Raw genomic sequence first — 21,033 nt, forward strand, 5'->3', positions numbered from 1 at the left:
ACTGGATTCTGGCCATATGGGGAACCCGACACAGGTCCTCCGGTTCATTGCAAATCGGAAAGGTAGCGCGGCTCGTGTCGATTGTGGCCGGAAGGCGACATTGCTAGGCTCCCCCCAGGCGAACAATGGATTGGACCATGATGGGATCGTGGAGACGCTTCTGCGGGGCAGTCTTGTGTCTCGTTTTGCTTGGACTTCTTGCCGCCACGCCGGCGTCGGCGGCCGAACACGCCACGCCCGAGGAGGCCAGAGCCATGCTGGAGCGGGCCGTAGCCGCGCTTCAGCGGGACGAGGCGGCAGCCCTTGCCGCCTTCAGTGCCGGCGCCGACGGCTTCAAGGAGAAGGATCTCTATGTGTTCTGCGGCAACGTAGACGACGGCATGTCGAGCGCCCATGGGGTGGAGCCCTGGCGCGCTGGAAAGGCTAGCTTGCGCGAGCAGGTCGACGTGAACGGCAAACCGTACGGCGAGGAGTTCTACGCCGTGGCCGAGGAGGGCGCATTCAACGTCGTCGAGTATGCCTGGCCGCGCCCCGGCGAAAAGGACGCATCCCCGAAAGCGTCCTACATCACAAAGGTCGGCAATCAGATTTGCGGCGTCGGCTACTACAAGTGAGTGCTGGAGGCGCCTCGCCTAACGCAGTGCCTTGCGGCGCCCGCGCAGGAACAGCGTGACGGCCAAAAGGGCGAGCACGATTCCGCCGAGGATCAGCCAGGTCCGCGAGCCGCGATCCTCCGTCTCCTCGCCAGTGGCGGCGGCCGCGCCGGCCGATGACTTTTTGACCGCGGTCTGAGCCGCCTTGGCCTCGTCGAACCACCACGTGTCGAGAATGCCGCGGTCGAACTTCGGCTTCGTCTCCGGCTGCGAGAACTTGTTCCAATAGGCGACGTGGTTCGAGGCCTTGTACCAATGGGGCACCCAGTAATGCCCCGCGCGAAGCGCGCGATCGAGCGCGCGCGCCGCGGTGGTCATTTCATCGCGGGTTTTCGCCGCGACCACCCGCTCGATGAGCACGTCGACCCCAGGATCTTTGATGCCGGCGAGGTTGAGCGAGCCGTCGAGGTCCGCCGCAGCCGAGCCGAAATAGCTCCGGAGCTCCATGCCCGGCGTGCTGCGCATGACATAGCGCTGGGTGGTGATGTCGAAGTCGAAGTCCTTGAGCCTCTGCTGATACTGCGCGGGGTCGACCATGCGGATGCGGGCGGCGATGCCGAGCAGCTTCAGACTCTTCACGTAGGGGGCGATGATGCGCTCGAACGATGGCTCGAAGGTGAGGAACTCGACCTTGAGTTGCTCGCCCTTGTCGTTGACGCGGACCCCGTTCTTGACCCGCCAGCCGGCGTCATCGAGCAGTTGGCCCGCCTGGCGCAGGAGTTTGCGGTCTTGACCCGAGCCATCGCTGACCGGCGGCAGCACCGCCGGCCCGAGCGCGGCTTCCGAGACGTCGGCGTCAAGCCCTTCCAGCAGCGCGCGCTCCTCCGGCGAAGGCTCGCCCTCCGCCTTCATCGGCGAGTTCTCGAAGAAGCTCTGCGTGCGGTCGTAGAGGCCGTAGAACAGATTGCGGTTGGTCCACTCGAAGTCGAAAGCGAGCGCCAGCGCTTCGCGCACCCGCGGGTCTTTGAACGCCTCACGCCGCGTATTGATGAAGAAGCCTTGCGTGCCCGACGGCGTTTCGTCTGGCAGCACGTCCTTTTTCACCCGTCCGTCACGGATCGCCGGAAAGTCGTATTCGGTCGCCCACACTTTCGACGTGAATTCCTCGCGGAAATCGTAAAAGCCGGCCTTGAACGCCTCCATGCCCGCCGTGCGGTCGCGGAAATACTCGTAGCGGATCTTGTCGAAGTTAAACCTCCCGCGACTCGCGGGCAGGTCCTTCGCCCAATAGCCGGGATTGCGGCGATAGACGATGGTGCGTCCCTGGGCGAAGCTGTCCACGAGGTAGGGGCCTGAGCCGAGCGGCGGCTCGAGCGTCGTCTCGTCGAATTTTTTTGTCGCGTAGTAAGCCTTGGAAAAGATCGGCAGCGCGGCCACGGTGAGCGGCAGATCGCGCACCAGCTCGCCTTGGAACGTGTAGCGCACCGTGGCGGGATCGAGCGCTTCCGCCTTCACCACGTCACGCAGCATTTGGTGAAAGATCGGGTGGCCCTTCTCCTTCAGCGTGTCGAACGAGAACACGACATCTTCGGCGGTGAGCGCGCTGCCGTCGTTGAAGCGCGCCTCGGGGCGGAGATGAAACGTCACCGACATTCCGTCATCGGCGACCCCGGCGCTTTCCGCCACGAGCCCGTAGACCGCGTCGGGCTCGTCGACCGCCCGGGTCATCAACGAGTCGAACAGAAGCTCGAGGCCTTGCGCGGCGTCGCCCTTGAGAATGTAGTTGTTGAGGCTGTTGAACGTGGTGACGCCGCCCCAGCCCACCAGCGAGAACGTGCCGCCTTTCGGTGCGTCGGGATTCGCATAGGCGAAGTGCTGGAAATCCGCCGGATAGGCGAGGTCGTCGAAAGCGGAGAGCCCGTGCCTGCGCTCCGCCGCGGCGACGGGCGCCACCAGCAGCGCCAAGAGAACAAGGGAACCGCACCCGGCTCGCGCGAAGAACCCACTCACGCCGCTCATCAAAGCTTCGACGGCGCCGGCAGCCGCTCGGCCATCTTCTGATCGTACCACCACACCTGGAGGAAGCCCGGCGTCAACCCCGGCAGTGTCTTAGGCTGGCCGTAGCGGTCCCAATAGGCGATGCGCACCGTGGGCGAGTACCACTGCGGCACCACGAATTCGTGCCACAGCAACACGCGGTCGAGCGCGCGGGTGGCGGCGACAAGCTCGTCCCGGTCCTTGGCGAAGATGATCTGATCCACCAGCTTGTCGATCGCCGGGTCCTTGATGCCGATCAGGTTCATGCTGCCTTCGTGGTCGGCCGCCTCGGTGCCCCAGAAGTCGCGCTGCTCGTTGCCGGGAGAATCCGACTGCGCGAAGCTCGACACGATGATGTCGTAGTCGAACACGTTGAGGCGGCGCGTATACTGTGCCGAATCGACCAGGCGGATGGTGCCTTTGACGCCGAGCCGCTCAAGATTGCGCAAATACGGCTGAACGATCCGCTCGAACAGCGGCGACACGAGCAGGAACTCGATCCTCATGTGCTGGCCGGTCTTCACATTGGTGAGGGCGCCGCCCTTGACCTCCCAGCCGGCCTCTTTGAGCAGCGTCACTGCTTTGCGAAGGTTGCTGCGCATGTCGTCCTGACTGTCGTTCACCGGGTTCTGATGCACCTCGGTGAACACTTCGGGCGGCACCTGGTCCTTCACCTCGCTCAGGATTTCGAGCTCGCGCCCTGTCGGCAAATCTTTCGGCGCGGCAAGTTCGCTGCCCTCGAAGTAGCTGCCGACCCGCTCATACTGTCCGTAGAACAGGTTCTTGTTGGCCCACTCGAAGTCGAAGGCGAGGCTGAGCGCCTGGCGCACGCGGCGGTCCTGGAATTGCGGGCGTCGCAGGTTGAACACGAAGGCCTGCATCGGCTGCGTGCGCTTGATCTCGACTTCCTGCCGCTTGACATAGCCGTTGCGTACCGCTGGAAAGTCGTAGGACGTCGCCCAGTTCTTGGCGCTCGTCTCCTGCCAATAGTCGAGATTGCCGGCCTTGAAGCTCTCGAACGCGACCGTCTCATCGCGGTAGTAGTCGAAGCGGATCTCGTCGTAGTTCCATTGCCCCTTGTTTACGGACAAGTCCTTGCCCCAATAGTCGGGCACGCGTTCGTAAGAGATCGAGCGCCCGGGTTTGGCGTTCTTGATGCGGTAGGGGCCTGAACCGAGCGGCGGCTCGAGCGTCGTCTTCATGGGGTCGCGCGCCGCGCCGCTTGCGTCCTTCCCCGTCCAGTAATGCTTGGGCAGGATGGTGAGCTGGCCCATGATCATGGGCAGCTCGCGGTTGCCCTTGGTGTCGAAATAGAAGGTGACTTCGTTGTCGCCGGTTGCCTCGGCGCGGGTGACGTTCTTGTAGTAGAGCCCCATGCGCGGATTGGCGGCCTTGTTCACTTCGAGGCTGTAAATCACGTCGTCCGTGGTGATCGGCTTGCCGTCGTGCCAGCGCCCTTCGTCGCGAAGCTTGAAGGTGACCGAGGAATAATCATCGGGGTAAGTCGCACATTCGGCGATCAGTCCATATGAGGTCGACGGCTCGTCGATGCTGTCGCTCATTAGACTCTCATAAACGAGGCCGAGCCCCGACGCCTGCTCGCCCCGGTAGAGAACCGGGTTGAGGCTGTCGAAGCCGCCGATATCGGCAAGGCGCGCCATGCCGCCCTTCGGCGCGTCGGGATTTGCATAGTCGAAATGGGTGAAGCCGGCTGGATATTTCGGCTCGCCGATCAGCGACAACGCATGATGGCAGGTGGCTGCGTTCGCGGCCGCGGCGGGGCCGAGGAAGAGGCCCGTGAGGGCGGCGGCGAACGCAACGCGAAGCAAGGTCATGGGCGGGGATTGGGCTCCGGTTTGGTGAATTGGCCTGTCGCCACAGCGCAAGAAGCGCCAAAAGCGCCATAAAAGGCCAAGGAAAGCTAGCACGGTAGCCCCGATGACCAAATGAAATATCGGTCATGTCGGCTACGGCCGACCGACGGGATTCGACGGGAAAATCGCCCGAAATTCCCCAAGTTCAGCGGGCTCTACTAGAGAGCTTTGAGGCCTATAGGCCCTCGGGCGGTCCGTCGGGATAGACCGGCTGCGGCTGCGAGGAGAGATAGCCATCGTCTGAGGGTTCGATCGATCCGGTGCTATCCTTGTCATCTGAACTGTCGTCCATGCCGGGTTCGCCGTCCGGGTAGACGGGCTGCGGCTGCGACTCCGATGCCGGCTCGCCCGCGGAAGGCTCCGACGGCGCATCCTCGGAGACCGTCGGCGGGCTGACGATGGTCTCGTCCGTGGCGTCTCCCGTGGTGCCTTCGGCGGCGGGCTCCTCCGCCGGCGCCGCTCCCGGCTCGCCGTCTGGATAAACCGGCTGCGGCTGCGACTCCGAGGCGGGCTCTCCCATATGTGGCTCGGACGGCGCGTCCTCCGAGGCCGAGGGTGGATCGACGATGGTCTCATCGGTCGTCTCCTCCGGCGCTTCCCCGGCTGCGGGCTCCTCGGCAGCAGGCTCTTCAGCGGCCGGCTCCTCTGCGGCGGGCTCCTCGGCCGCCGGTTCCTCTGCCGCGGGCTCTTCCGCCGCAGGCTCTTCCGCTGCAGGGGCGGGCTCCTCTGCCGCCGGCTCTTCTGCGGCAGGCTCTTCAGCCGCCGGCTCTTCGGCGGGCGCGGGTTCCTCTGCGGGCGCAGGTTCCTCGGCGGCCGCCGGTGCCTCTTCCGCCGGCTTGTCGGCCGCTTCCGGAATCGGCGCCGGGCTGTCGCTAAGCGAGCGGAGATAGGCAATCACGTCGGCGCGCGTCTTGGCGTCCGGAATGCCGGGGAAGGCCATCGTCGTTCCCGCCGCGAAGGCTTGCGGGTTGGCGAGCCACGCATCGAGGTTCTCGTAGGTCCACTTGCCGTCCTTGCTCTTGAGCGCCGGCGAATAACTGAAGTCCGCGTGCCCCGCGATGTTCGCGTCGACCACGTTGTAGAGGTTCGGGCCAATGAGCGTGGCGCCGCCCTTGTCGACCGTATGGCACACTTTGCACAGCGCCGCGCTTTCCGCGCCCTTGGCGGGATCGGCGGAGGCAAGCAGCGTGAGGATCTCCGGTTGGCCCGCAGGCTTCTCGCCGGCGTCGGCGGCGGGCTCCTGTTTGGCTGGCGCCTTCGCCTCGGGCACCTCTGGCAGCGGCAAGGGGTTGTCGCTGTTCTTGTTCATGTAGGCGACCACGTTGGCGCGCTTTTGGAGTTCGGGGATGCCGGGGAACGCCATGGTCGTTCCGGATGCGAAGGCTTGCGGATTGGTGAGCCAGGCATCGAGGTTCTCGAAGGTCCAATCGCCTTCCTTGGCTTTCAGCGCGGGCGTGTAGGTGAAGCCTTCATGCGAGGCGATCTTCTCGCCGACAATGCCGTAGAGATTGGGACCGATCAGCGTGGCGCCGCCCTTGTCGAAGGTGTGGCAGACCTTGCACAGCGCCGCGTCGGTCTCGCCAGCGGCCGGGTCCGCCTTGTGCAGCGCGGCGATGAACTCCGCCGCGGCGTCGGGCGCCTCCTCTTTGCCGTCCGTCTTCTCTTCGGTTCCGGCGACCTCGAAGCCTGGCTTCTCCGGGGGGTGCTCTTCGAAGGCAATATTGATGAGGGTTCTTGTGCCGAAGAAGAGGAGCAGTGCAACAAGCACCGCCATAGCGATTTTGTTGAGGTAGTAATACTTCATGATGGATGTCCCCCAGCCAGGCAGAGGCTACTTCTCTGTAGCTCTTGCGACGCGGGCGAGAGACTATAGAGGCTGCCGGGCCGTGGCAACTCAGAGAATTGTCGCGGATGGCCACATCGTCAGGGAAATCTTCCCGAGCTAACCAGCGGAAAATCATGGCGGATTCCCTCATCGTCATTCCTGCCAGATTGAAGGCGACAAGGCTGCCGGATAAGCCCATGGCGGTGATCGCGGGCGAGCCAATGATCGTCCATGTGTGGCGCCGCGCGGTCGAGGCGGAGTGCGGTCCAGTGCTGGTCGCCACGGACTCAGACGCCGTACGCGATGCCGTGGCGCGAGCCGGCGGCGAGGCGCTCATGACCCGCCCCGACCACGCCAGCGGCTCCGACCGCATCTACGAGGCGGTCACGCAGTTCGATCCGGACCGGAGCGCGGACACGATCGTCAATCTGCAAGGCGATCTACCGACCTTGGATCCGAGCCTGGTGCGCGCCTGCATTGCCGCGCTCAAGGAGGGAGAGGCGGATATCGGCACCATTGCCGCCACCATCACCCGCGAGGAGGAACGCACCGACCCAAACGTGGTGAAGGTCATCGGCTCGCCGCTCGGCCGCGGCGGCATCCTCAAGGCGCTCTACTTCACGCGGGCGACCGCCCCTTACGGGGACGGCCCGCTCTACCACCATATCGGCATCTACGCCTACCGCCGCGCCGCGCTCGAGCGCTTCATCAAACTGCCGCCGTCGCCGCTCGAGGTCCGGGAGCGGCTTGAGCAGCTCCGTGCGCTGGAGGCCGGCATGCACATCCATGTCGGCCTCGTTGACACTGTCCCGCTCGGTGTCGATACTCCGGCCGACCTTGCCCGGGCGCGTGAAATTCTTGAGACCCGCAGCTGAAACGCGTCCTTTCCCGCAAATAGACCATGGCCAGATCACGCTTGAACAAAATCGCCTTCCAAGGCGAGCCTGGCGCCAACTCGCACTTGGCCGCGCGCGACGCCTATCCCGCCGTGGAGGCGTTCGCTTGCGCCACCTTCGAGGATGCGCTTGCCGCGGTGAAGAGCGGCAAGGCGAAGCTTGCCATGATCCCCATCGAGAACTCGGTGGCCGGGAGGGTCGCCGACATCCACCATCTCCTGCCGGACTCTGGCCTCCATATCGTCGCCGAGCACTTCGAGCGGGTGCGCCATCAGCTGCTGACGCTGCCCGGCGCCAAGCTGACCGGCCTCAAGACCGTGCACAGCCACATCATGGCGCTCGGCCAATGCCGCAAGGCGATCGCCGCGCTGAAGCTCACCCCCGTGGTCGAGGCCGACACGGCTGGTGCTGCCCAACATGTGCGCGCGCTGGGCGATCCGACGCGCGCGGCCATCGCCTCCAAGCTCGCCGCCGAGATCTATGGTCTCAGGATCGCCAAGAAGGACATCGAGGACGCGGCTCATAACACCACGCGCTTCGTCGTGCTCGCCGCAAAGCCGATCAAGACCAAGGCCGGCGACGGTCCCATCATCACCACGTTCGTGTTTCGCGTGCGAAATGTGCCGGCGGCGCTCTACAAGGCGCTCGGTGGCTTCGCCACCAACGGCGTCAACATGACCAAGCTGGAGTCCTACCAGCTCGAAGGCTCGTTCAACGCCACCATGTTCTATGCCGATATCGAAGGCCACCCGGCCGAACGCCCGGTGAAACTCGCCATGGAGGAGCTGCACTTCTTCTCGAGCGAGGTGATCGTGCTCGGCTCTTACCCTGCGAGTCCGTTCCGCGCCGAGCTCAAGGCTCTGGAAGGCTGAGCCGCCAAGGTCAATTCACAGCTTGGCGTAGGCAAGAGCGAGTGAGCACTTCAATCGCGCAGGGCGATCCTCTCAGTTCTGACCCTTGTCGGGTTTCCCCTTCGAGTTTTCAGCCCGTTTGTCCTTTGCCTCGGCCTTCTTCCCGCCTTGCTTGGCCTTCGCCTCGGCGGGGGCTTTAGGCTCCTCAGGTTTGGGCCGCTGCTTTAGCTCGGCACCCTGGCCGCCGGCCTCCTTTGGTTTGGGGGGAGCCTTCTTAGCCGCCGCTTTATCATCCAGCTTCTGGTCCTTCGCGCCTTGCTTCTTTGACTTCGCTTCAGGCGGGCCCTGCGGCTTTTCGGCCTTAGGTTTATCCCGGGGCGGCTTCTTTGACCGTTCCACCTTTGCCTTCGCCTTTGGCTCAGGCGCTGCCTCATCTTGCAGCGCCGCGGGCCCCTTCGCCGCGCCGGCCGGCTGCTCTGGCTCACCCTCCGCCTCCTGTTTCGCGTCCGGCTCGACTGGCTCGGGTTTCATCTCGGCAGGCTTTGCCGGGGCGGGTGGCGCTTCAGGCTTTGCTTGAGGCGGAGTCTCCTCGACTGGAGGCGCTGCCGCCGCGGGCTCCTCGACCGAAGGGATGCTGCCTGTGTCCTCGGCGGGGGCCGCTTCCTCGCCCTCAGGCGCCGCGGACTTCTTGCCCCCGGCCTTTTTCTCGGACGTCTTTGACTTCTTGCCGCCTGGCTTATCCTTCGCGCCAGCCGCGGTAGCCTTCTTGGACTCTGGCCGAGGCTTCGCCTCGGTATCGGCCGCCGCCGGCGGCGGCGTCTCATCAGGCGTTGTCTCCTTGGCGGTCGCAGGAGCCTCTTTAGGCTTTGGCTCGGTCGCGGCCTTCTCGCCTTTATCCGCCGCAGGCGGCGTAAGATCCTCGGCCGGGACGGGCTTAGGCTTGGGGGCGTCGGCCAGAGGCGGTGGCGCGTCGGCCTCGCCGCCCTTCGGCAGCGATGGGTCGAGATCCGCTTTTGCTTCGGCCGTCTTGCCCTTCCTTCCCTTGCCCTTGCGCTGCGTGACCGCCTCCTTCACCTCAGGCGGCGCGAGCATCTCCTCGGTCGTCGCCTCGCCTTCGGCTTGCTCTTTGGTCTCGCTCGCCTTCGCTACCTCTTCGACCTCCTTCGGCTCGGGCGGCGCCAGCTTGGCGGGCTTTTCGTCCGGTTTTGGCTCGTACACTTCGACGACATCGTTCTCGACCTTGGCAATCTGCTGCGCCTCGTCGGCCTTCTTCACGACCTTCCGCTTGACGACCTTCTTGTTCGTCTTTTGCTCGACATATTTGACGTTGACGACCTTGTTCACGACCGTCTTGTTGTTGATGATCGTCGTATGACCGATGGGACGGGTGCGCTCGAGAGCCGGGCGCCAGCGATCGCGATCGTAAAGGACGTGCCGTGGAAGATCGTCCGCAAGGAAATCGGCTGACGGCACGACTTGCCAGTAATAGTTAGGCACACTGCCGAACGAGATGGTGATGTTGATGCCATCGTCGTGGGATGGCGGCAGCGGGGCCCATGCGAGGTAGTCGTCGGACTGCCGCCATGACACCCAGGCCGGCGCCCAGCGATTGCCTGGCACCCAGAACCAGCCGATCCGGTCGGAGAAGCCCCAGCGGCCATAGTGATACGTGGCCCAGCCGAATGGCTCGTTGGAGACCCACATCCAGCCTTGCTCGGTATAGACCCAGCGCCCGCGCGTATAGGGACGCCAGGCGCGGTCGACGCCGCCCGGCACCCAGACATACCGGCCTTGGATCCAGGTCCACTGTCCGTGGGGCGACAGCCGGTCGTAGAACACGGCATCGTCAACATAGCCGATATCGCGCGGACCGCCCCACCGCGTGCGCTCGCCATAGAACGGCTCGTCGCGATAATAGGCATCCCAATAGGCTTCGACGTCGAACGTCACGGTTTGATAGCCGAGGCGCGGGGCATAGTCGCCAAGCGAGTAATAGCTGCCCTCGTAATAGCCTGAGAGATAGATCGAGCTCATCCAGCCGCGACTGTCGTGGAAGACGGTGTCGCACCACGTGTAGTCCGGCAGGCAGCCGAGAATGGTGATCGGCGCCTCGGCCGGAACGGTCACGATGACGGGATACTGGGTCCCCGGACCTGCGCGCAGATTCACGTTGGTGATGGGAAAGCCGTTTGGCTCCTGCGCAATTACCGGCGTTGCAAGAAATCCCGCCGCTACAACCACAAAACAGGAGACCGCGAATCTGTATGAACGCATCACTCTTGGCCCTTTGATTATTGATCGGCTAAGCGACTAACGCGCAGTGGGCCGTGGAGTTCGATCTCCCTATTGCGAGCCAAGATGGCATCGCGGTGTGACGCAACCGATTGTGTCGTCAAGGGTGGCTGGTCACTGTCGGCCTCCGCCGAACGTTGCCGCCACCGCTATGACCTCGTCGATGCGCTTGCCTTTGTCTCGGCAGATCCCAATGGTGGCGGCGTGGCCCGCGCCGGATCAGCGCCCGCTGTGGCGTAGGCCTTTGCGGTCACTTCGTTCAGCTCGCGCTCGACCCGCTCCCGGTATTTCTCCAGGACATCGCGCGGCGCGTCCTGCGGCACGTAGATCGGGTCGCCCATGCAGATGCCGACCGTGGAGAAAGGCAGGTTGATGGTCATGCGGCTCCACGAGTTCACCGCCCGGTAGCGCGAGGTGGCGACCGCGAACGGGACGATGGGCCGGCCCGAGAGACTGCCAATGGTCACGATGCCGAGGCCGCATTTGCGCGCCGGGCCCGGCGGCACGTCGGCGGTCATGGCGATGCTGTAGCCCTCCCTGAGCGAGGCGACCGCGCCGTGGGCCGCCTCGGCGCCGCCGCGATCGCGGCGCCGTTCGCCTGCACCCGCGCCGCGAATGAGGCCCAGACCAAACCGCCGGAGCACCCGCGCCAGCGCTTCCGCGTCCTCGTGTCGCGACACCATGGCACGCCCGGGGATATCAGGCGGGTAGATCCCAGGCAGGAGAAAGAATTGGCCATGCCAAATGGCGATAATCGAGGGATGGAGCTGATGGGCGCGATCGATAAAGTCAGGCGGGTCGGCGACCTGTGTCGAGGTGTTGAGGACGAGCTTGATGTAATTGGCGGCCACGGGGGTCGCGAGAACCTGGAGTGGGCGCCGGAGACGAAGTTTTAGCCGCCTGACCCACGAGGATTTCCATAGTCGCGCCATCGCGAATCCCGCGCTTCTCTCGAAAACTATAGAGCAGTAGGCGCGAAAGAAAACCCGGGTTGTCCGGACCCCGAGCGGCAACCGCTTGAATTGGAATGACGATAGCGGACCCACAGAATCGCGCGTCCTGAGTGGGTTGCCACGCCCCCCCTGATCCCCGATATAGTTGGCAGGGAGGTTGGCAGCAGGCGCGTGCCTCGCCAACCGGGTCAGGTCCGGAAGGAAGCAGCCCTAACGAGCGTTTCGCGGGTTGCTCGTCCAGCCTCCCACCTTGCCCCTAGCGTCGAGTAGAGTATGGCGGGGCTGCGCGTGGCTGCCCTCTATCGTCCTTCAGCCGTGGCGTGAGTCGATCCCTCGATGGCCGACACTGAAAACCGGAACAAGACGGCCAAGGGCTCTGCCGCCGGCGCGGCGGAAGGCTCGTCTTCTGCCGCCGGGGTGAGCCACACGGCACTCGCCCGCAAATACCGCCCGCAGGTCTTCGCCGAGCTGATCGGCCAGGACGCCATGGTCAGGACCTTGCGCAATGCCTTCGCCTCTGGCCGCATCGCCCAAGCCTATATGCTGACCGGCGTGCGCGGCGTCGGCAAGACCACCACCGCGCGCCTCATCGCCCGCGCCTTGAACTACGAGGCGCCTGGCGCCGATGGCCCGACCCTCGACATGGCGGAGGAGGGTGCTCATTGCCGCGCGATCCTCGAAAGCCGCCATCTCGACGTGGTCGAGATGGACGCCGCCTCCCATACCGGCATTGACGACGTGCGTGATCTGATCGACAGCGCCCACTACAAGCCGAACAGCGCGCGCTACAAGGTCTACATCATCGATGAGGTCCACATGCTGTCGAAGCAGGCGTTCAACGGCCTGCTCAAGACCTTGGAAGAGCCGCCGGAGCACGTGAAGTTCATCTTCGCCACCACCGAGGTGCGCAAAGTCCCGGTTACGGTGTTGTCGCGCTGCCAGCGCTTCGACCTCCGGCGCATCGACATCGACGCCTTGACCGCGCACCTGGCGGGCATCGCCGCGAAGGAGGGGGCCGAGGCGGAGCCCGCGGCGCTCGCGCTCATCGCCCGTGCGGCGGAGGGCTCGGTGCGCGATGCGCTCTCCGTCCTCGACCGCGCCATCGCCTTTGGCTCCGGCAGGGTCGAGGCTGGCGCGCTGCGCGAACTTTTAGGTCTCGCCGGCCGCGGCCGCATCTTCGATCTCCTGGAGACGGTGCTGGCGGGTAATGCTGGTGGGGCGCTTGCCGCGTTGGATCAGTTGAATCGCGATGGCGCCGAGCCCGGCCAGGTCATCACCGATCTCGCCGATGCGGTCCATGTTGTCACCGTCATCAAGGCTGCGGGGGCGGGGAGCGCCGATCCTGCCGCGAGCGAGGCCGAGCGCGCCCGCGCCGCCGGCCTTGCCGAGCGCCTTTCCATGCCCACGCTCGCCCGCGCCTGGCAGATGCTGCTCAAGGGTCATGACGAGGTGCGCTTGAGCCCGCGCCCGCTCGCCGCCGCCGACATGGTGCTGGTGCGGCTCGCTTATGCCGCCGACTTGCCGCCGCCCGGCGAGCTCGCGCGTCAGCTCATTGACGGCAAGGGCGCCGATGGCGGGAACGCCGGACGTGCGCGGCCTGCGCCGCCGCCGTCCCGCCGGCCGGCGCAAACGGAAGCCTCGGCGAGGAGCGAGTCCGTGATTCAGAGTGAGCCGCCCGGTCAGCCGCAGGCCCACCCGGCGCTTCAGAGCTTCGAGGACGTCGTGGCGCTGGCGGACTCGAAACGCGACCTCAAGCTCAAGAACGCTCTGCTCGAGCAGGTGCGGCTCGTGCATTTCAAGCCTGGCAATATCGAATTTAACCCGCTTCCCACCGCGCCCCCCGACCTCGCCCAGGAGCTGATGCGCAAGCTGAAGGCGTGGACCGGCCGCGTGTGGATCGTTGCGGTGAGTGACGAGGAGGGGGCGTCGCCCCTCGGCCAGCAGCGACGCGAGCGCGAAGCGCGCGAGATCGAGACGGTGCGCGAGCACCCTGCGGTCAAGGAGGTGTTGCAGCATTTTCCTGGCGCGCGCATCGCCGCGGTACGGACCACCTCGCCGGCTGCCGGCGACACGAGCCCCGCCGAGGACGCCGAGGCGGAACAAGAGTACAAAGACGATGGGACCAACTAGGACCAGCGAGATGAAGAACTTTGCCCAGATGATGAAGCAGGCGCAGGAGCTGCAAGGCCGCATGGCCGAGATGCAGGCCGAGATGGAGCGCACGACCTGCGAGGGCCGCGCCGGCGGCGGGCTCGTGGTGGTGACTCTGAACGGCAAGGGCGAGATGTCCGGCATAAAGGTCGACGCCTCGCTGCTCAAGCCGGACGAGGGCGAGATCCTCGAGGACCTGATTGTCGCCGCCCATGCCGACGCCAAGGCCAAGGTCGAGGCAACCATGAAGGAGAAGATGCAGGCTCTGACCGGCGGCCTTCCTCTGCCCCCGGGCCTCAAGCTGTTCTAGCGATAAATGGCTAAAGCGGCGGCAGGCCCGGAGATCGAGCGGCTGATCCAGCTTCTGGCGCGGCTGCCGGGGCTCGGGCCGCGGTCGGCGCGCCGCGCGGCGCTGCATCTCGTCAAAAAGAAGGAGCAGCTGCTGGAGCCGCTGGCGGCCGCGCTTGCCGAGACGCGCGACCTCATCCTCACCTGCGAGACTTGCGGCAATATCGATACGCAGAGCCCGTGCACCCTGTGCCACGACAACGCGCGCGACCGTTCGCTGATCTGCGTGGTGGAGGAGGTTGGCGATCTCTGGGCGTTGGAACGCGCCGGCGTGATCAACGGCCTCTACCACGTGCTTGGCGGCACCTTGTCGCCACTCGATGGCGTCGGGCCCGACGATCTCGCCATCGCCAAGCTGATCGAGCGCGCGCGCGACCCGGAGGTCAAGGAAGTGCTGCTCGCACTCAACGCCACGGTCGAAGGGCAATCGACGGCGCACTATCTAATGGACCAGCTCTCCGGCTGCGATGTCACCGTGTCGCGCCTTGCGTACGGCGTGCCCATCGGCGGCGAACTCGACTATCTCGACGAGGGCACGCTCGCCGCCGCCGTCAAGGCCCGCAAGGCGATGTGACGTCTACTTACTGAGAGGGTTCAGGCTTGCCTTCGTAGTCCTGGATGACGCCCTGCACGGCGCCATCGATCTGCTGCTTGCAGTCCTCGGAGAGATCGGCGCGCGCCAATATCTCGACCAGAGCGTGCTGCTCGGTGGTGGCGCCAAGCCACAATCCGCCCATGCCGCCGATCAGCAACGCCGTGAGGCCGACGACGATGAACGCCAGCACGCGGTCGATGCTCATGTGGACGTCTCCTTGACAGGTTCGCGCGCTTCCATGTCCCCACGCTCGGTCCAGGGTGCCACCTTCAGCAACAACAGCATGCCGGGAATGGCGACGATGAAGCAGACGATGAAGAACTGCGTCCACCCCACGGCCTCCACGATGAAACCGGTCGATGCATTGGCCACCGTGCGCGGCACCGCGATGAAGCTTGAGAACAGGGCAAATTGCGTGGCGGTAAAGGCCCTGCTGGTTTCCCTCGCCATGAAGGCGGTTAGCGCGATCGCGCCGAGGCCTACGCCCAGATACTCGCCGCTGACCACGACGAACAGCCCCACCAGCGTATGCCCGGCCTGGCTCAGCCATACAAACGGAAGGATGGTGAACAGCTGCACGAAACCGAACAGCCACAGTGCCCGGTTGATGCTCACCTTGAGCATGAAGATGCCGCCAAGCACGCCGCCGGCGATACTGGCCCACAGACCCGCCACCTTGGCCACGGAGCCGATCTCGGACAGGCTGTAGCCCATGTCGATATAAAAGGGTGTGGCCAGCGCCGTGGCCATGTTGTCTCCCAGCTTGTAGAGAAACAGGAACGCCAGGATGGCCAGCCCGGCCATGACCCCGTCTCGGCTGAAGAACTCCACGAAGGGATCGATCACCGCCGACCGCAAGCTGTGCGGCGCCAGCGCGTCGTCGCTCACTTCCCTGATCGTCAACGTGGTGATGATGCCGACCAGCATGAAGGCGCCGGTGACCCAGAACACCACCGGCCAAGGTTGGTAGTCGGCGAGGATCAATGCCAGCGACCCCGGCACCAGACCGGACAGACGGTAGGCGTTGACGAAGATGGACGTGCCGGTTCCCAATTCATCGTCGGCCAGCAGTTCTCGCCGGTAAGCGTCGATGACGATGTCCTGGCTCGCGCCGAACAGGGCGACGATGAACACGACCACGACGATCGCTTGCAGCGACGTGGAAGGATTGAAATGGCCGAGCACGCCGATCGACAGCAGCAGCACAAGCTGCGTCAGGAGCGCCCAGCCCCGCCGACGGCCGAGGAACGGCAGCTTGTACCGGTCCATCAGCGGCGACCAAATGAATTTCCACGTATAGGGCAGGCCGATCAGGGCAAACAGGCCGATGGTGGCAAGGTTCACGTCGTTGGTGCGCAACCAGGCCGGCACCAGGGAAATCAGGACGTAGAGGGGCATTCCCGAGGTGAACCCCAGGAAGATGCAGGTCAGCATCTTCCTGGTGAACAGGATCTCGGTCCAGCTGCGCGGCGCTTCGTGCGCCGAACGCTCGCCAAGTGTTGGCTGTGGAGTTCCCCCTGCCGCCGTCATCGTACTAAGCTCATAGCAGGCGAATGCGGCCCCGTCATGCTTGGCGTCACCCCCGTTTTTTGTCATCGCCGGGCTTGACCCGCCTGCGGGCCGAAGCCCCGAGCGAGGGTCGCATGCAATAGTCCCTTCGGCGGGCGAAGGCCCGGCGATCCAGTAACCTCCGTCTTGCGTTAGTTGCTCATGCCTGGGTTACTGGATGCCCGCTTTCGCGAGCAGGACGGAGGAGGAGGCGGACATGGTGCGCGTTGTCGGCATCGATCACATTTCCCTCAGGGTCAGCGACTTCGGAAAATCGAGAGCGTTCTACGGGAAGCTCCTCCCGTTCCTCGGCTTCAAGGTGCTAGATGAGTACCCCGACGCCATCGGCTGGACCAACGGCAAGACGCGGGTCTGGATCGGGCTGGCCGATGCGGAGGGCAGGACGCGCGGCTATCGCATCGGCGATATCGGCCTTCACCATTACGCCTTCGAGCTTCGGAGCCGGAAGGCGATCAACGATTTGCAAGCCTTCTTGAAGAAGGAGGGCGTCACCATCGTCGACCCTGCGGCCGAGTATTACGACGACTACTACGCCGTGTTCTTCCTCGATCCCGACGGGCTGAAGCTCGAAGGCATGAAATGGGGCGAGGCCCATGCCAAAGCCGCCCGCGCCCGGGCCCGCAAGCGCGCTGCCACGCGCAAGAAGGTGATCTGATCGAGCCTCAACTTTCCTTGTCATCGCCCGGCTTGGCCGGGCGATCCAGTAGCCACTGCCCTCTGCGCTCACGAAGACCAGTGGTTACTGGATGCCCGCTTTCGCGGGCATGACAACGAAAATTGGGGTTAGAGCCGGACCCGGGGGTCTTGACGTGGGAACACCCAGGCCCAAATTTTAGTTGAGAATAATTTGCAATTGCAGATATGATTGGCGCGAAACAGGCATTTTCGCGCTGTAGGAGCACAGATTTGGCAATTCAAAGAGTTCGGCGGCTCCAAGTGCTTGGCGCCGTGGCGGCGATCTTCGGCTTGAGCCTGCTTGCGGCCTGCGGCGAGCCGGCCGGGAAAGCGGAGGGGGACGGCAAGTTCAAGGTCGTCACCACCTTCACCGTCATCCAGGACATCGCCCAGAACGTCGCCGGCGATAAAGCGGTGGTGGAATCCATCACCAAGCCCGGCGCCGAGATCCACGATTACGAGCCGACGCCGCTCGACATCGTCAAGGCGCAGGACGCCGATCTCGTGCTGTGGAACGGCTTCAACCTCGAGCGCTGGTTCGAGAAGTTCTTCCAGAACGTGAAAGACGTGCCGAGCGTGGTGGTGAGCGATGGCGTCGAGCCCATGGGCATCGCCGAGGGTCCATATAGCGGCAAGCCCAACCCGCATGCCTGGATGTCGCCGACGAGCGCGCTGATCTATGTCGAGAACATCCGCAAAGCGCTGGTCGAGCACGATCCGGCCAACGCCGAGGCGTATAATCGCAATGCCGAGGCCTACGCGGCCAAGATCACGGCCATGGACGAGCCTTTGCGCAAGCGGCTCACGGCGATCCCCGAGACGAAGCGTTGGCTCGTCACCAGCGAAGGCGCCTTCTCCTATCTCGCTCGCGACTATGGCATGCGCGAAGCCTATCTCTGGCCGATCAACGCCGACCAGCAGGGCACGCCGCAGCAGGTGCGCAAAGTGATCGAGCTCGTGCGCGAGCACGACATTCCCGTCGTGTTCAGCGAGAGCACCATCTCTGACCGCGCCGCCAAGCAGGTGGCCAAGGAGACCGGCGCCAGCTACGGCGGCGTGCTCTACGTGGATTCGCTTAGCGTAGCGGACGGTCCGGTGCCGACCTATCTCGATCTCCTGCGCGTGACCGTCGAGACCATCGCCAAAGGCTTTGAGAATGAACCCGCTTGATGTCCTGCCGCGGACCGAGACCGTCGCGCACGCGACGAGCGTCAGCGTGCGCGATCTGAGCGTCACCTACCCAAGCGGCTTCACCGCTGTCTATGACGTCTCGTTCGATCTCGGCCCCGGCACCATTTGCGCGCTCGTTGGCGTCAACGGCAGCGGTAAGTCCACCATCTTCAAGGCCATTATGGGCTTCGTGAAGCCGTCGGCCGGCGAGGTCCGGTTGTGCGGCCTACCGGTCGACGAGGCCGTCGCCAAGAACATCATCGCCTATGTGCCGCAGAGCGAGGACGTCGATTGGAACTTCCCGGTCCTGGTCGAAACCGTGGTGATGATGGGCCGCTACGGCCACATGAACTTCATGCGCGTTCCCTCGCGCACCGACCGGCTCAAGGTGGACGAGGCGCTGGAGCGCGTCGGCATGAGCGCCTACCGCAAGCGTCAGATCGGCGAGCTCTCCGGCGGGCAGAAGAAGCGCGTGTTCCTCGCGCGGGCGCTCGCGCAAGAGGGCCGCATCATTCTCTTGGACGAGCCGTTCACCGGCATCGACGTCACCACCGAGACGGCGATCATCGAGCTGTTGCGCGACTTGCGCGCCGCCGGCCACCTCATGCTGGTGTCGACCCACAATCTCGGCACCGTCCCGGACTACTGCGACCAGGTGGTGCTGCTCAACCGCACCGTGCTCGCCGCTGGTCCCACGTCCGAGGTGTTCACCCAGAAGAACCTCGAGCGCACTTTCGGCGGCGTCTTGCGCAATTTCGAACTCGCCGGACCCGCGCTGCACGAGGACGACGATGCCCGTAAGCTCAACGTGCTGACCGACGACGAGCGCCCGCTCGTGTTCTATGACGGCAAGCCGCGCAAGCGCAAAGAAGTGGAAAAGGCGAAGTGAGCGCGCTGCTGGCCGAGCTTATGGTGCCGTTCGGCTACGACTATATGTGGAAGGCGATGTGGGTGAGCGCGCTGGTGGGCGCGGTGTGCGCCTTCCTCTCGGCCTATCTCATGCTCAAGGGCTGGTCGCTGTTGGGCGACGCCCTGGGCCACTCCATCGTCCCGGGCGTCGCCGCCGCCTACATCATCGGCGCGCCGTTCGCGATCGGCGCCTTCTTCGCCGGCATCCTCGCTTCTCTCGGCATGGCTTTTGTCAAGCAGCACACGCGGCTCCGCGAGGACGCCATCATAGGGCTCGTATTCACCGCGCTGTTCGCGCTCGGCCTGCTCATGGCCTCGCTGTGGCCAGCCTCTGTGTCCATCCAGACCATCGTGCTCGGTAACATCCTCGCCATCGCCGATGAGGACGCCATCCAGGTCGTCATCATCGCCGCATTGTCGTTCGTGATCCTGGCGTTCCTCTGGAAGGACCTCATGGTCACCTTCTTCGATGAGACCCACGCCAAGAGCATCGGCATCAATACCGGCCTCCTCAAGATCGTGTTCTTCACCCTGCTCAGCGCCTGCACCGTGGCGGCGCTTATGACCGTCGGCGCCTGCCTCGTCATCGCCATGGTAGTGACGCCCGGCGCCACCGCCTATCTCCTCACCGACCGCTTCGGCCGGCTGATCGTGCTCGCCGTGGCGATCGGCGCCGCCACCAGCTTCGTCGGCGCCTATCTCAGCTATTTCGTCAACGGCGCGACCGGCGGGGTCATCGTCACGCTTCAGACCCTCCTGTTCCTCCTGGCCTTCTATTTCGCGCCGAAGCACGGCGTGCTCGCCGCCCGCCGCAGGCGGCTGACGATCGCGGAGGCTGCCGCATGATCGATATTCTCGGCTGGTTCACTGACCCCTTCGCTTATGACTTCATGCAGCGCGCGCTGGTCGTGTCGCTTCTCGTGGCGGCGGTCTGCGCCGTGCTGTCCTGCTATCTCGTGCTGAAAGGCTGGTCGCTCATGGGCGACGCCATCTCGCACGCGGTGCTACCGGGCATCGTCATCGCCTATGTGATCGGCGTTCCACTCGTCGTCGGCGCCTTCGCCGCCGGTCTCGCCTGCGCGCTGCTCACCGGCTATCTCAAGGACAACAGCCGCGTGAAGGAGGACACGGTGATGGGCATCGTGTTCTCCGGCATGTTCGGCTTCGGGCTCGTGCTGTTCACCAAGATCGAGACCGACCAGCACCTGAACCACATCCTGTTCGGCAACGTGCTCGGCGTCACGGCGCGCGACCTGATCGAGACCGCCATCATCGCCGGCGGCACGCTCCTCATCGTGCTGCTTAAGCGTCGCGACCTGCTGCTCTATTGCTTCGACCCGAACCACGCACGCGCCATCGGCCTGCCTGTGCGCGTGCTGCACTATGGCCTCCTGGTGCTGCTCTCGCTCACCATCGTCAGCTCGTTGAAGGCGGTCGGCATCATCCTCGTCATCGCCATGCTGATCGCGCCGGGCGCTACCGCTTATCTCCTTACCGACAGCTTCGGCCGCATGCTGGGCATCGCCGTAGCGGTAGCCACGACCTCGGCGGCGCTCGGCACGCTCATCAGCTTCCATATCAACGGGGCGACGGGCGCGTGTATCGTGCTGGTTCAGGCCTTGATCTTCGTCGCCGCCTTCCTGTTCGCGCCGAAACGCGGGCTGCTCGCGATGCGGGGGATGCGGGCGCCGGCAGGCGGCGCTGCGTCTAGGCGCGGCGGCCTGTTCGGGACCCCTCGGCAGGCTCTGAGTACTTTCCCCCCGCGTGTCCCGTCCGCCGCAAGATCTCGAAGATCAACGCGGTCGACCAACCGATCAGCATGACGCCGTTGAGCGCCGTCATCGGCCCGAGCAGGTGCCAATCGGGCACCGGCACGGTGTCGCCGTAGCCGAGCGTCGTGTAGTTGCCGAAGGCGAAGTAGACGAGGTCGGTGCCCGGCGGCGCGGCCCCGACCCAGTAATAGGTATAGGCCCACAGAACGACCTCGCTGAAATGGCCCGCCACAAGAAGCGTGCCGGTGGCGACGATCACCAGCGTGTATTGCAGGAAGCCCGGGATCGAAGCGTCGGTGTTGGCGAGCCGCCGCACCGTCCACACGACGGACCCCAGCAAGACGGCGTGGATGATGAGATTGGCGAGGCTCGCGCAACCGCCGACGATCACCTGATCGAGCATCGATCCGTCCATCGTCGTGAGCATCAGTCCCTCGCGAGCAAGTCCGGCTGCCGGATGATGCGCGGCCCGCCGTTCCGCGGACGCTGCCCCGGTGCAGAGACTTCACCCTCTCCCCCTGGG

General features: G+C 64.8%; 19 protein-coding genes and 1 other RNA gene. 12 read left to right on the forward strand and 8 right to left on the reverse strand.

The annotated features are described in order from the left end of the window. The first annotated feature begins 173 nt into the window (after positions 1–173). On the forward strand, positions 174–614 hold the full coding sequence (locus ACRECX_RS06300; RefSeq protein WP_431557968.1) for a cache domain-containing protein: 441 nt from the start codon (positions 174–176) through the stop codon (positions 612–614). Positions 615–632: 18 nt separating this feature from the next. Here ACRECX_RS06300 and ACRECX_RS06305 read toward each other — a convergent pair whose 3' ends face one another. The 3 genes from ACRECX_RS06305 to ACRECX_RS06315 form a co-directional block, all read right to left on the reverse strand. Beyond that, on the reverse strand, positions 633–2,612 hold the full coding sequence (locus ACRECX_RS06305) for an extracellular solute-binding protein (RefSeq protein WP_431557969.1): 1,980 nt from the start codon (positions 2,610–2,612) through the stop codon (positions 633–635). Beyond that, a complete protein-coding gene (locus tag ACRECX_RS06310) occupies positions 2,612–4,465 on the reverse strand; it encodes an extracellular solute-binding protein (protein ID WP_431557970.1) in 1,854 nt (617 codons plus the stop codon). The genes ACRECX_RS06305 and ACRECX_RS06310 overlap by 1 nt, the downstream gene beginning before the upstream one ends. A 214-nt stretch (positions 4,466–4,679) precedes the next feature. Beyond that, the gene (locus ACRECX_RS06315; protein WP_431557971.1) at positions 4,680–6,308 is read right to left on the reverse strand and encodes a c-type cytochrome; all 1,629 of its coding nucleotides are present in this window, start codon (positions 6,306–6,308) and stop codon (positions 4,680–4,682) included. 155 nt (positions 6,309–6,463) lie between these two features. On the opposite strand from ACRECX_RS06315, the gene ACRECX_RS06320 reads away from it, so the two are divergent. Both ACRECX_RS06320 and ACRECX_RS06325 read left to right on the forward strand, forming a co-directional pair. Beyond that, positions 6,464–7,204: a 3-deoxy-manno-octulosonate cytidylyltransferase gene (locus ACRECX_RS06320; protein WP_431557972.1), complete on the forward strand. Its 741-nt coding sequence runs from the start codon at positions 6,464–6,466 to the stop codon at positions 7,202–7,204. A gap of 26 nt (positions 7,205–7,230) precedes the next feature. Further along, complete coding sequence (locus ACRECX_RS06325) at positions 7,231–8,097, forward strand: prephenate dehydratase (protein ID WP_431557973.1); 867 nt, start codon at positions 7,231–7,233, stop codon at positions 8,095–8,097. Between the two features lie 72 nt (positions 8,098–8,169). Here the strand turns inward: ACRECX_RS06325 and ACRECX_RS06330 are convergent, their stop codons facing one another. Together ACRECX_RS06330 and ACRECX_RS06335 are read right to left on the reverse strand one after the other, a co-directional pair. Further along, complete coding sequence (locus ACRECX_RS06330) at positions 8,170–10,350, reverse strand: DUF6600 domain-containing protein (protein WP_431557974.1); 2,181 nt, start codon at positions 10,348–10,350, stop codon at positions 8,170–8,172. A 167-nt stretch (positions 10,351–10,517) separates the two neighbouring features. Next, a complete protein-coding gene (locus ACRECX_RS06335; protein WP_431557975.1) occupies positions 10,518–11,219 on the reverse strand; it encodes a lysophospholipid acyltransferase family protein in 702 nt (233 codons plus the stop codon). A 255-nt stretch (positions 11,220–11,474) separates the two neighbouring features. On the opposite strand from ACRECX_RS06335, the gene ffs reads away from it, so the two are divergent. The 4 genes from ffs (at position 11,475) to recR (ending at position 14,394) form a co-directional block, all read left to right on the forward strand. Continuing rightward, an RNA gene (gene ffs, locus ACRECX_RS06340) (signal recognition particle sRNA small type) lies at positions 11,475–11,569 on the forward strand. An 88-nt stretch (positions 11,570–11,657) separates the two neighbouring features. Then, positions 11,658–13,451, forward strand: coding sequence for a DNA polymerase III subunit gamma/tau (locus tag ACRECX_RS06345; protein ID WP_431557976.1), 1,794 nt, complete (start codon positions 11,658–11,660; stop codon positions 13,449–13,451). A gap of 10 nt (positions 13,452–13,461) precedes the next feature. Further along, on the forward strand, positions 13,462–13,782 hold the full coding sequence (locus ACRECX_RS06350; protein WP_431557977.1) for a YbaB/EbfC family nucleoid-associated protein: 321 nt from the start codon (positions 13,462–13,464) through the stop codon (positions 13,780–13,782). A gap of 6 nt (positions 13,783–13,788) precedes the next feature. Then, positions 13,789–14,394 (forward strand): recombination mediator RecR, encoded by a 606-nt coding sequence (gene recR / locus ACRECX_RS06355; protein WP_431557978.1) that lies wholly within the window; start codon positions 13,789–13,791, stop codon positions 14,392–14,394. Positions 14,395–14,401: 7 nt separating this feature from the next. Here the strand turns inward: recR and ACRECX_RS06360 are convergent, their stop codons facing one another. Then, positions 14,402–14,620 carry a hypothetical protein gene (locus ACRECX_RS06360; protein ID WP_431557979.1) on the reverse strand — a complete coding sequence of 73 codons (219 nt, stop codon included), beginning with the start codon at positions 14,618–14,620 and terminating at the stop codon, positions 14,402–14,404. Beyond that, positions 14,617–15,945 carry an AmpG family muropeptide MFS transporter gene (locus ACRECX_RS06365; protein ID WP_431557980.1) on the reverse strand — a complete coding sequence of 443 codons (1,329 nt, stop codon included), beginning with the start codon at positions 15,943–15,945 and terminating at the stop codon, positions 14,617–14,619. Before ACRECX_RS06365 ends, ACRECX_RS06360 begins: the two co-directional genes overlap by 4 nt. A 235-nt stretch (positions 15,946–16,180) precedes the next feature. Between ACRECX_RS06365 and ACRECX_RS06370 the strand changes: the two genes are divergently transcribed. The 5 genes from ACRECX_RS06370 (at position 16,181) to ACRECX_RS06390 (ending at position 20,561) form a co-directional block, all read left to right on the forward strand. Next, a complete protein-coding gene (locus ACRECX_RS06370; protein WP_431557981.1) occupies positions 16,181–16,639 on the forward strand; it encodes a VOC family protein in 459 nt (152 codons plus the stop codon). Between the two features lie 311 nt (positions 16,640–16,950). Further along, entirely contained in the window at positions 16,951–17,829 is an 879-nt protein-coding gene (locus tag ACRECX_RS06375) for a metal ABC transporter substrate-binding protein (protein ID WP_431557990.1), read from the forward strand. Next, the gene (locus tag ACRECX_RS06380) at positions 17,816–18,718 is read left to right on the forward strand and encodes a metal ABC transporter ATP-binding protein (RefSeq protein WP_431557982.1); all 903 of its coding nucleotides are present in this window, start codon (positions 17,816–17,818) and stop codon (positions 18,716–18,718) included. Before ACRECX_RS06375 ends, ACRECX_RS06380 begins: the two co-directional genes overlap by 14 nt. A gap of 5 nt (positions 18,719–18,723) precedes the next feature. After that, positions 18,724–19,584 carry a metal ABC transporter permease gene (locus tag ACRECX_RS06385; RefSeq protein WP_431557991.1) on the forward strand — a complete coding sequence of 287 codons (861 nt, stop codon included), beginning with the start codon at positions 18,724–18,726 and terminating at the stop codon, positions 19,582–19,584. Next, positions 19,581–20,561, forward strand: a complete 981-nt coding sequence (locus tag ACRECX_RS06390; protein WP_431557983.1) for a metal ABC transporter permease — start codon at positions 19,581–19,583, stop codon at positions 20,559–20,561. The genes ACRECX_RS06385 and ACRECX_RS06390 overlap by 4 nt, the downstream gene beginning before the upstream one ends. Here ACRECX_RS06390 and ACRECX_RS06395 read toward each other — a convergent pair. After that, the gene (locus ACRECX_RS06395) at positions 20,446–20,937 is read right to left on the reverse strand and encodes a potassium channel family protein (protein WP_431557984.1); all 492 of its coding nucleotides are present in this window, start codon (positions 20,935–20,937) and stop codon (positions 20,446–20,448) included. The genes ACRECX_RS06390 and ACRECX_RS06395 overlap by 116 nt on opposite strands. Positions 20,938–21,033: the final 96 nt, after the last annotated feature.

It is taken from the genome of Methyloceanibacter sp., assembly GCF_050726195.1.
Classification (GTDB): domain Bacteria; phylum Pseudomonadota; class Alphaproteobacteria; order Rhizobiales; family Methyloligellaceae; genus Methyloceanibacter.

Excerpts from the sequence above, each read along its gene's own strand:
- ACRECX_RS06305 (WP_431557969.1), bottom strand. The coding sequence starts at position 2,612 with ATGAGCGGCGTGAGTGGGTTCTTCGCGCGAGCCGGGTGCGGTTCCCTT.
- ACRECX_RS06310 (WP_431557970.1), bottom strand. The coding sequence starts at position 4,465 with ATGACCTTGCTTCGCGTTGCGTTCGCCGCCGCCCTCACGGGCCTCTTC.
- ACRECX_RS06315 (WP_431557971.1), bottom strand. The coding sequence starts at position 6,308 with ATGAAGTATTACTACCTCAACAAAATCGCTATGGCGGTGCTTGTTGCA.
- ACRECX_RS06320 (WP_431557972.1), top strand. The coding sequence starts at position 6,464 with ATGGCGGATTCCCTCATCGTCATTCCTGCCAGATTGAAGGCGACAAGG.
- ACRECX_RS06325 (WP_431557973.1), top strand. The coding sequence starts at position 7,231 with ATGGCCAGATCACGCTTGAACAAAATCGCCTTCCAAGGCGAGCCTGGC.
- ACRECX_RS06330 (WP_431557974.1), bottom strand. The coding sequence starts at position 10,350 with ATGCGTTCATACAGATTCGCGGTCTCCTGTTTTGTGGTTGTAGCGGCG.
- ACRECX_RS06345 (WP_431557976.1), top strand. The coding sequence starts at position 11,658 with ATGGCCGACACTGAAAACCGGAACAAGACGGCCAAGGGCTCTGCCGCC.
- ACRECX_RS06350 (WP_431557977.1), top strand. The coding sequence starts at position 13,462 with ATGAAGAACTTTGCCCAGATGATGAAGCAGGCGCAGGAGCTGCAAGGC.
- recR (WP_431557978.1), top strand. The coding sequence starts at position 13,789 with ATGGCTAAAGCGGCGGCAGGCCCGGAGATCGAGCGGCTGATCCAGCTT.
- ACRECX_RS06360 (WP_431557979.1), bottom strand. The coding sequence starts at position 14,620 with ATGAGCATCGACCGCGTGCTGGCGTTCATCGTCGTCGGCCTCACGGCG.
- ACRECX_RS06365 (WP_431557980.1), bottom strand. The coding sequence starts at position 15,945 with ATGACGGCGGCAGGGGGAACTCCACAGCCAACACTTGGCGAGCGTTCG.
- ACRECX_RS06370 (WP_431557981.1), top strand. The coding sequence starts at position 16,181 with ATGGTGCGCGTTGTCGGCATCGATCACATTTCCCTCAGGGTCAGCGAC.
- ACRECX_RS06380 (WP_431557982.1), top strand. The coding sequence starts at position 17,816 with ATGAACCCGCTTGATGTCCTGCCGCGGACCGAGACCGTCGCGCACGCG.
- ACRECX_RS06390 (WP_431557983.1), top strand. The coding sequence starts at position 19,581 with ATGATCGATATTCTCGGCTGGTTCACTGACCCCTTCGCTTATGACTTC.
- ACRECX_RS06395 (WP_431557984.1), bottom strand. The coding sequence starts at position 20,937 with ATGCTCACGACGATGGACGGATCGATGCTCGATCAGGTGATCGTCGGC.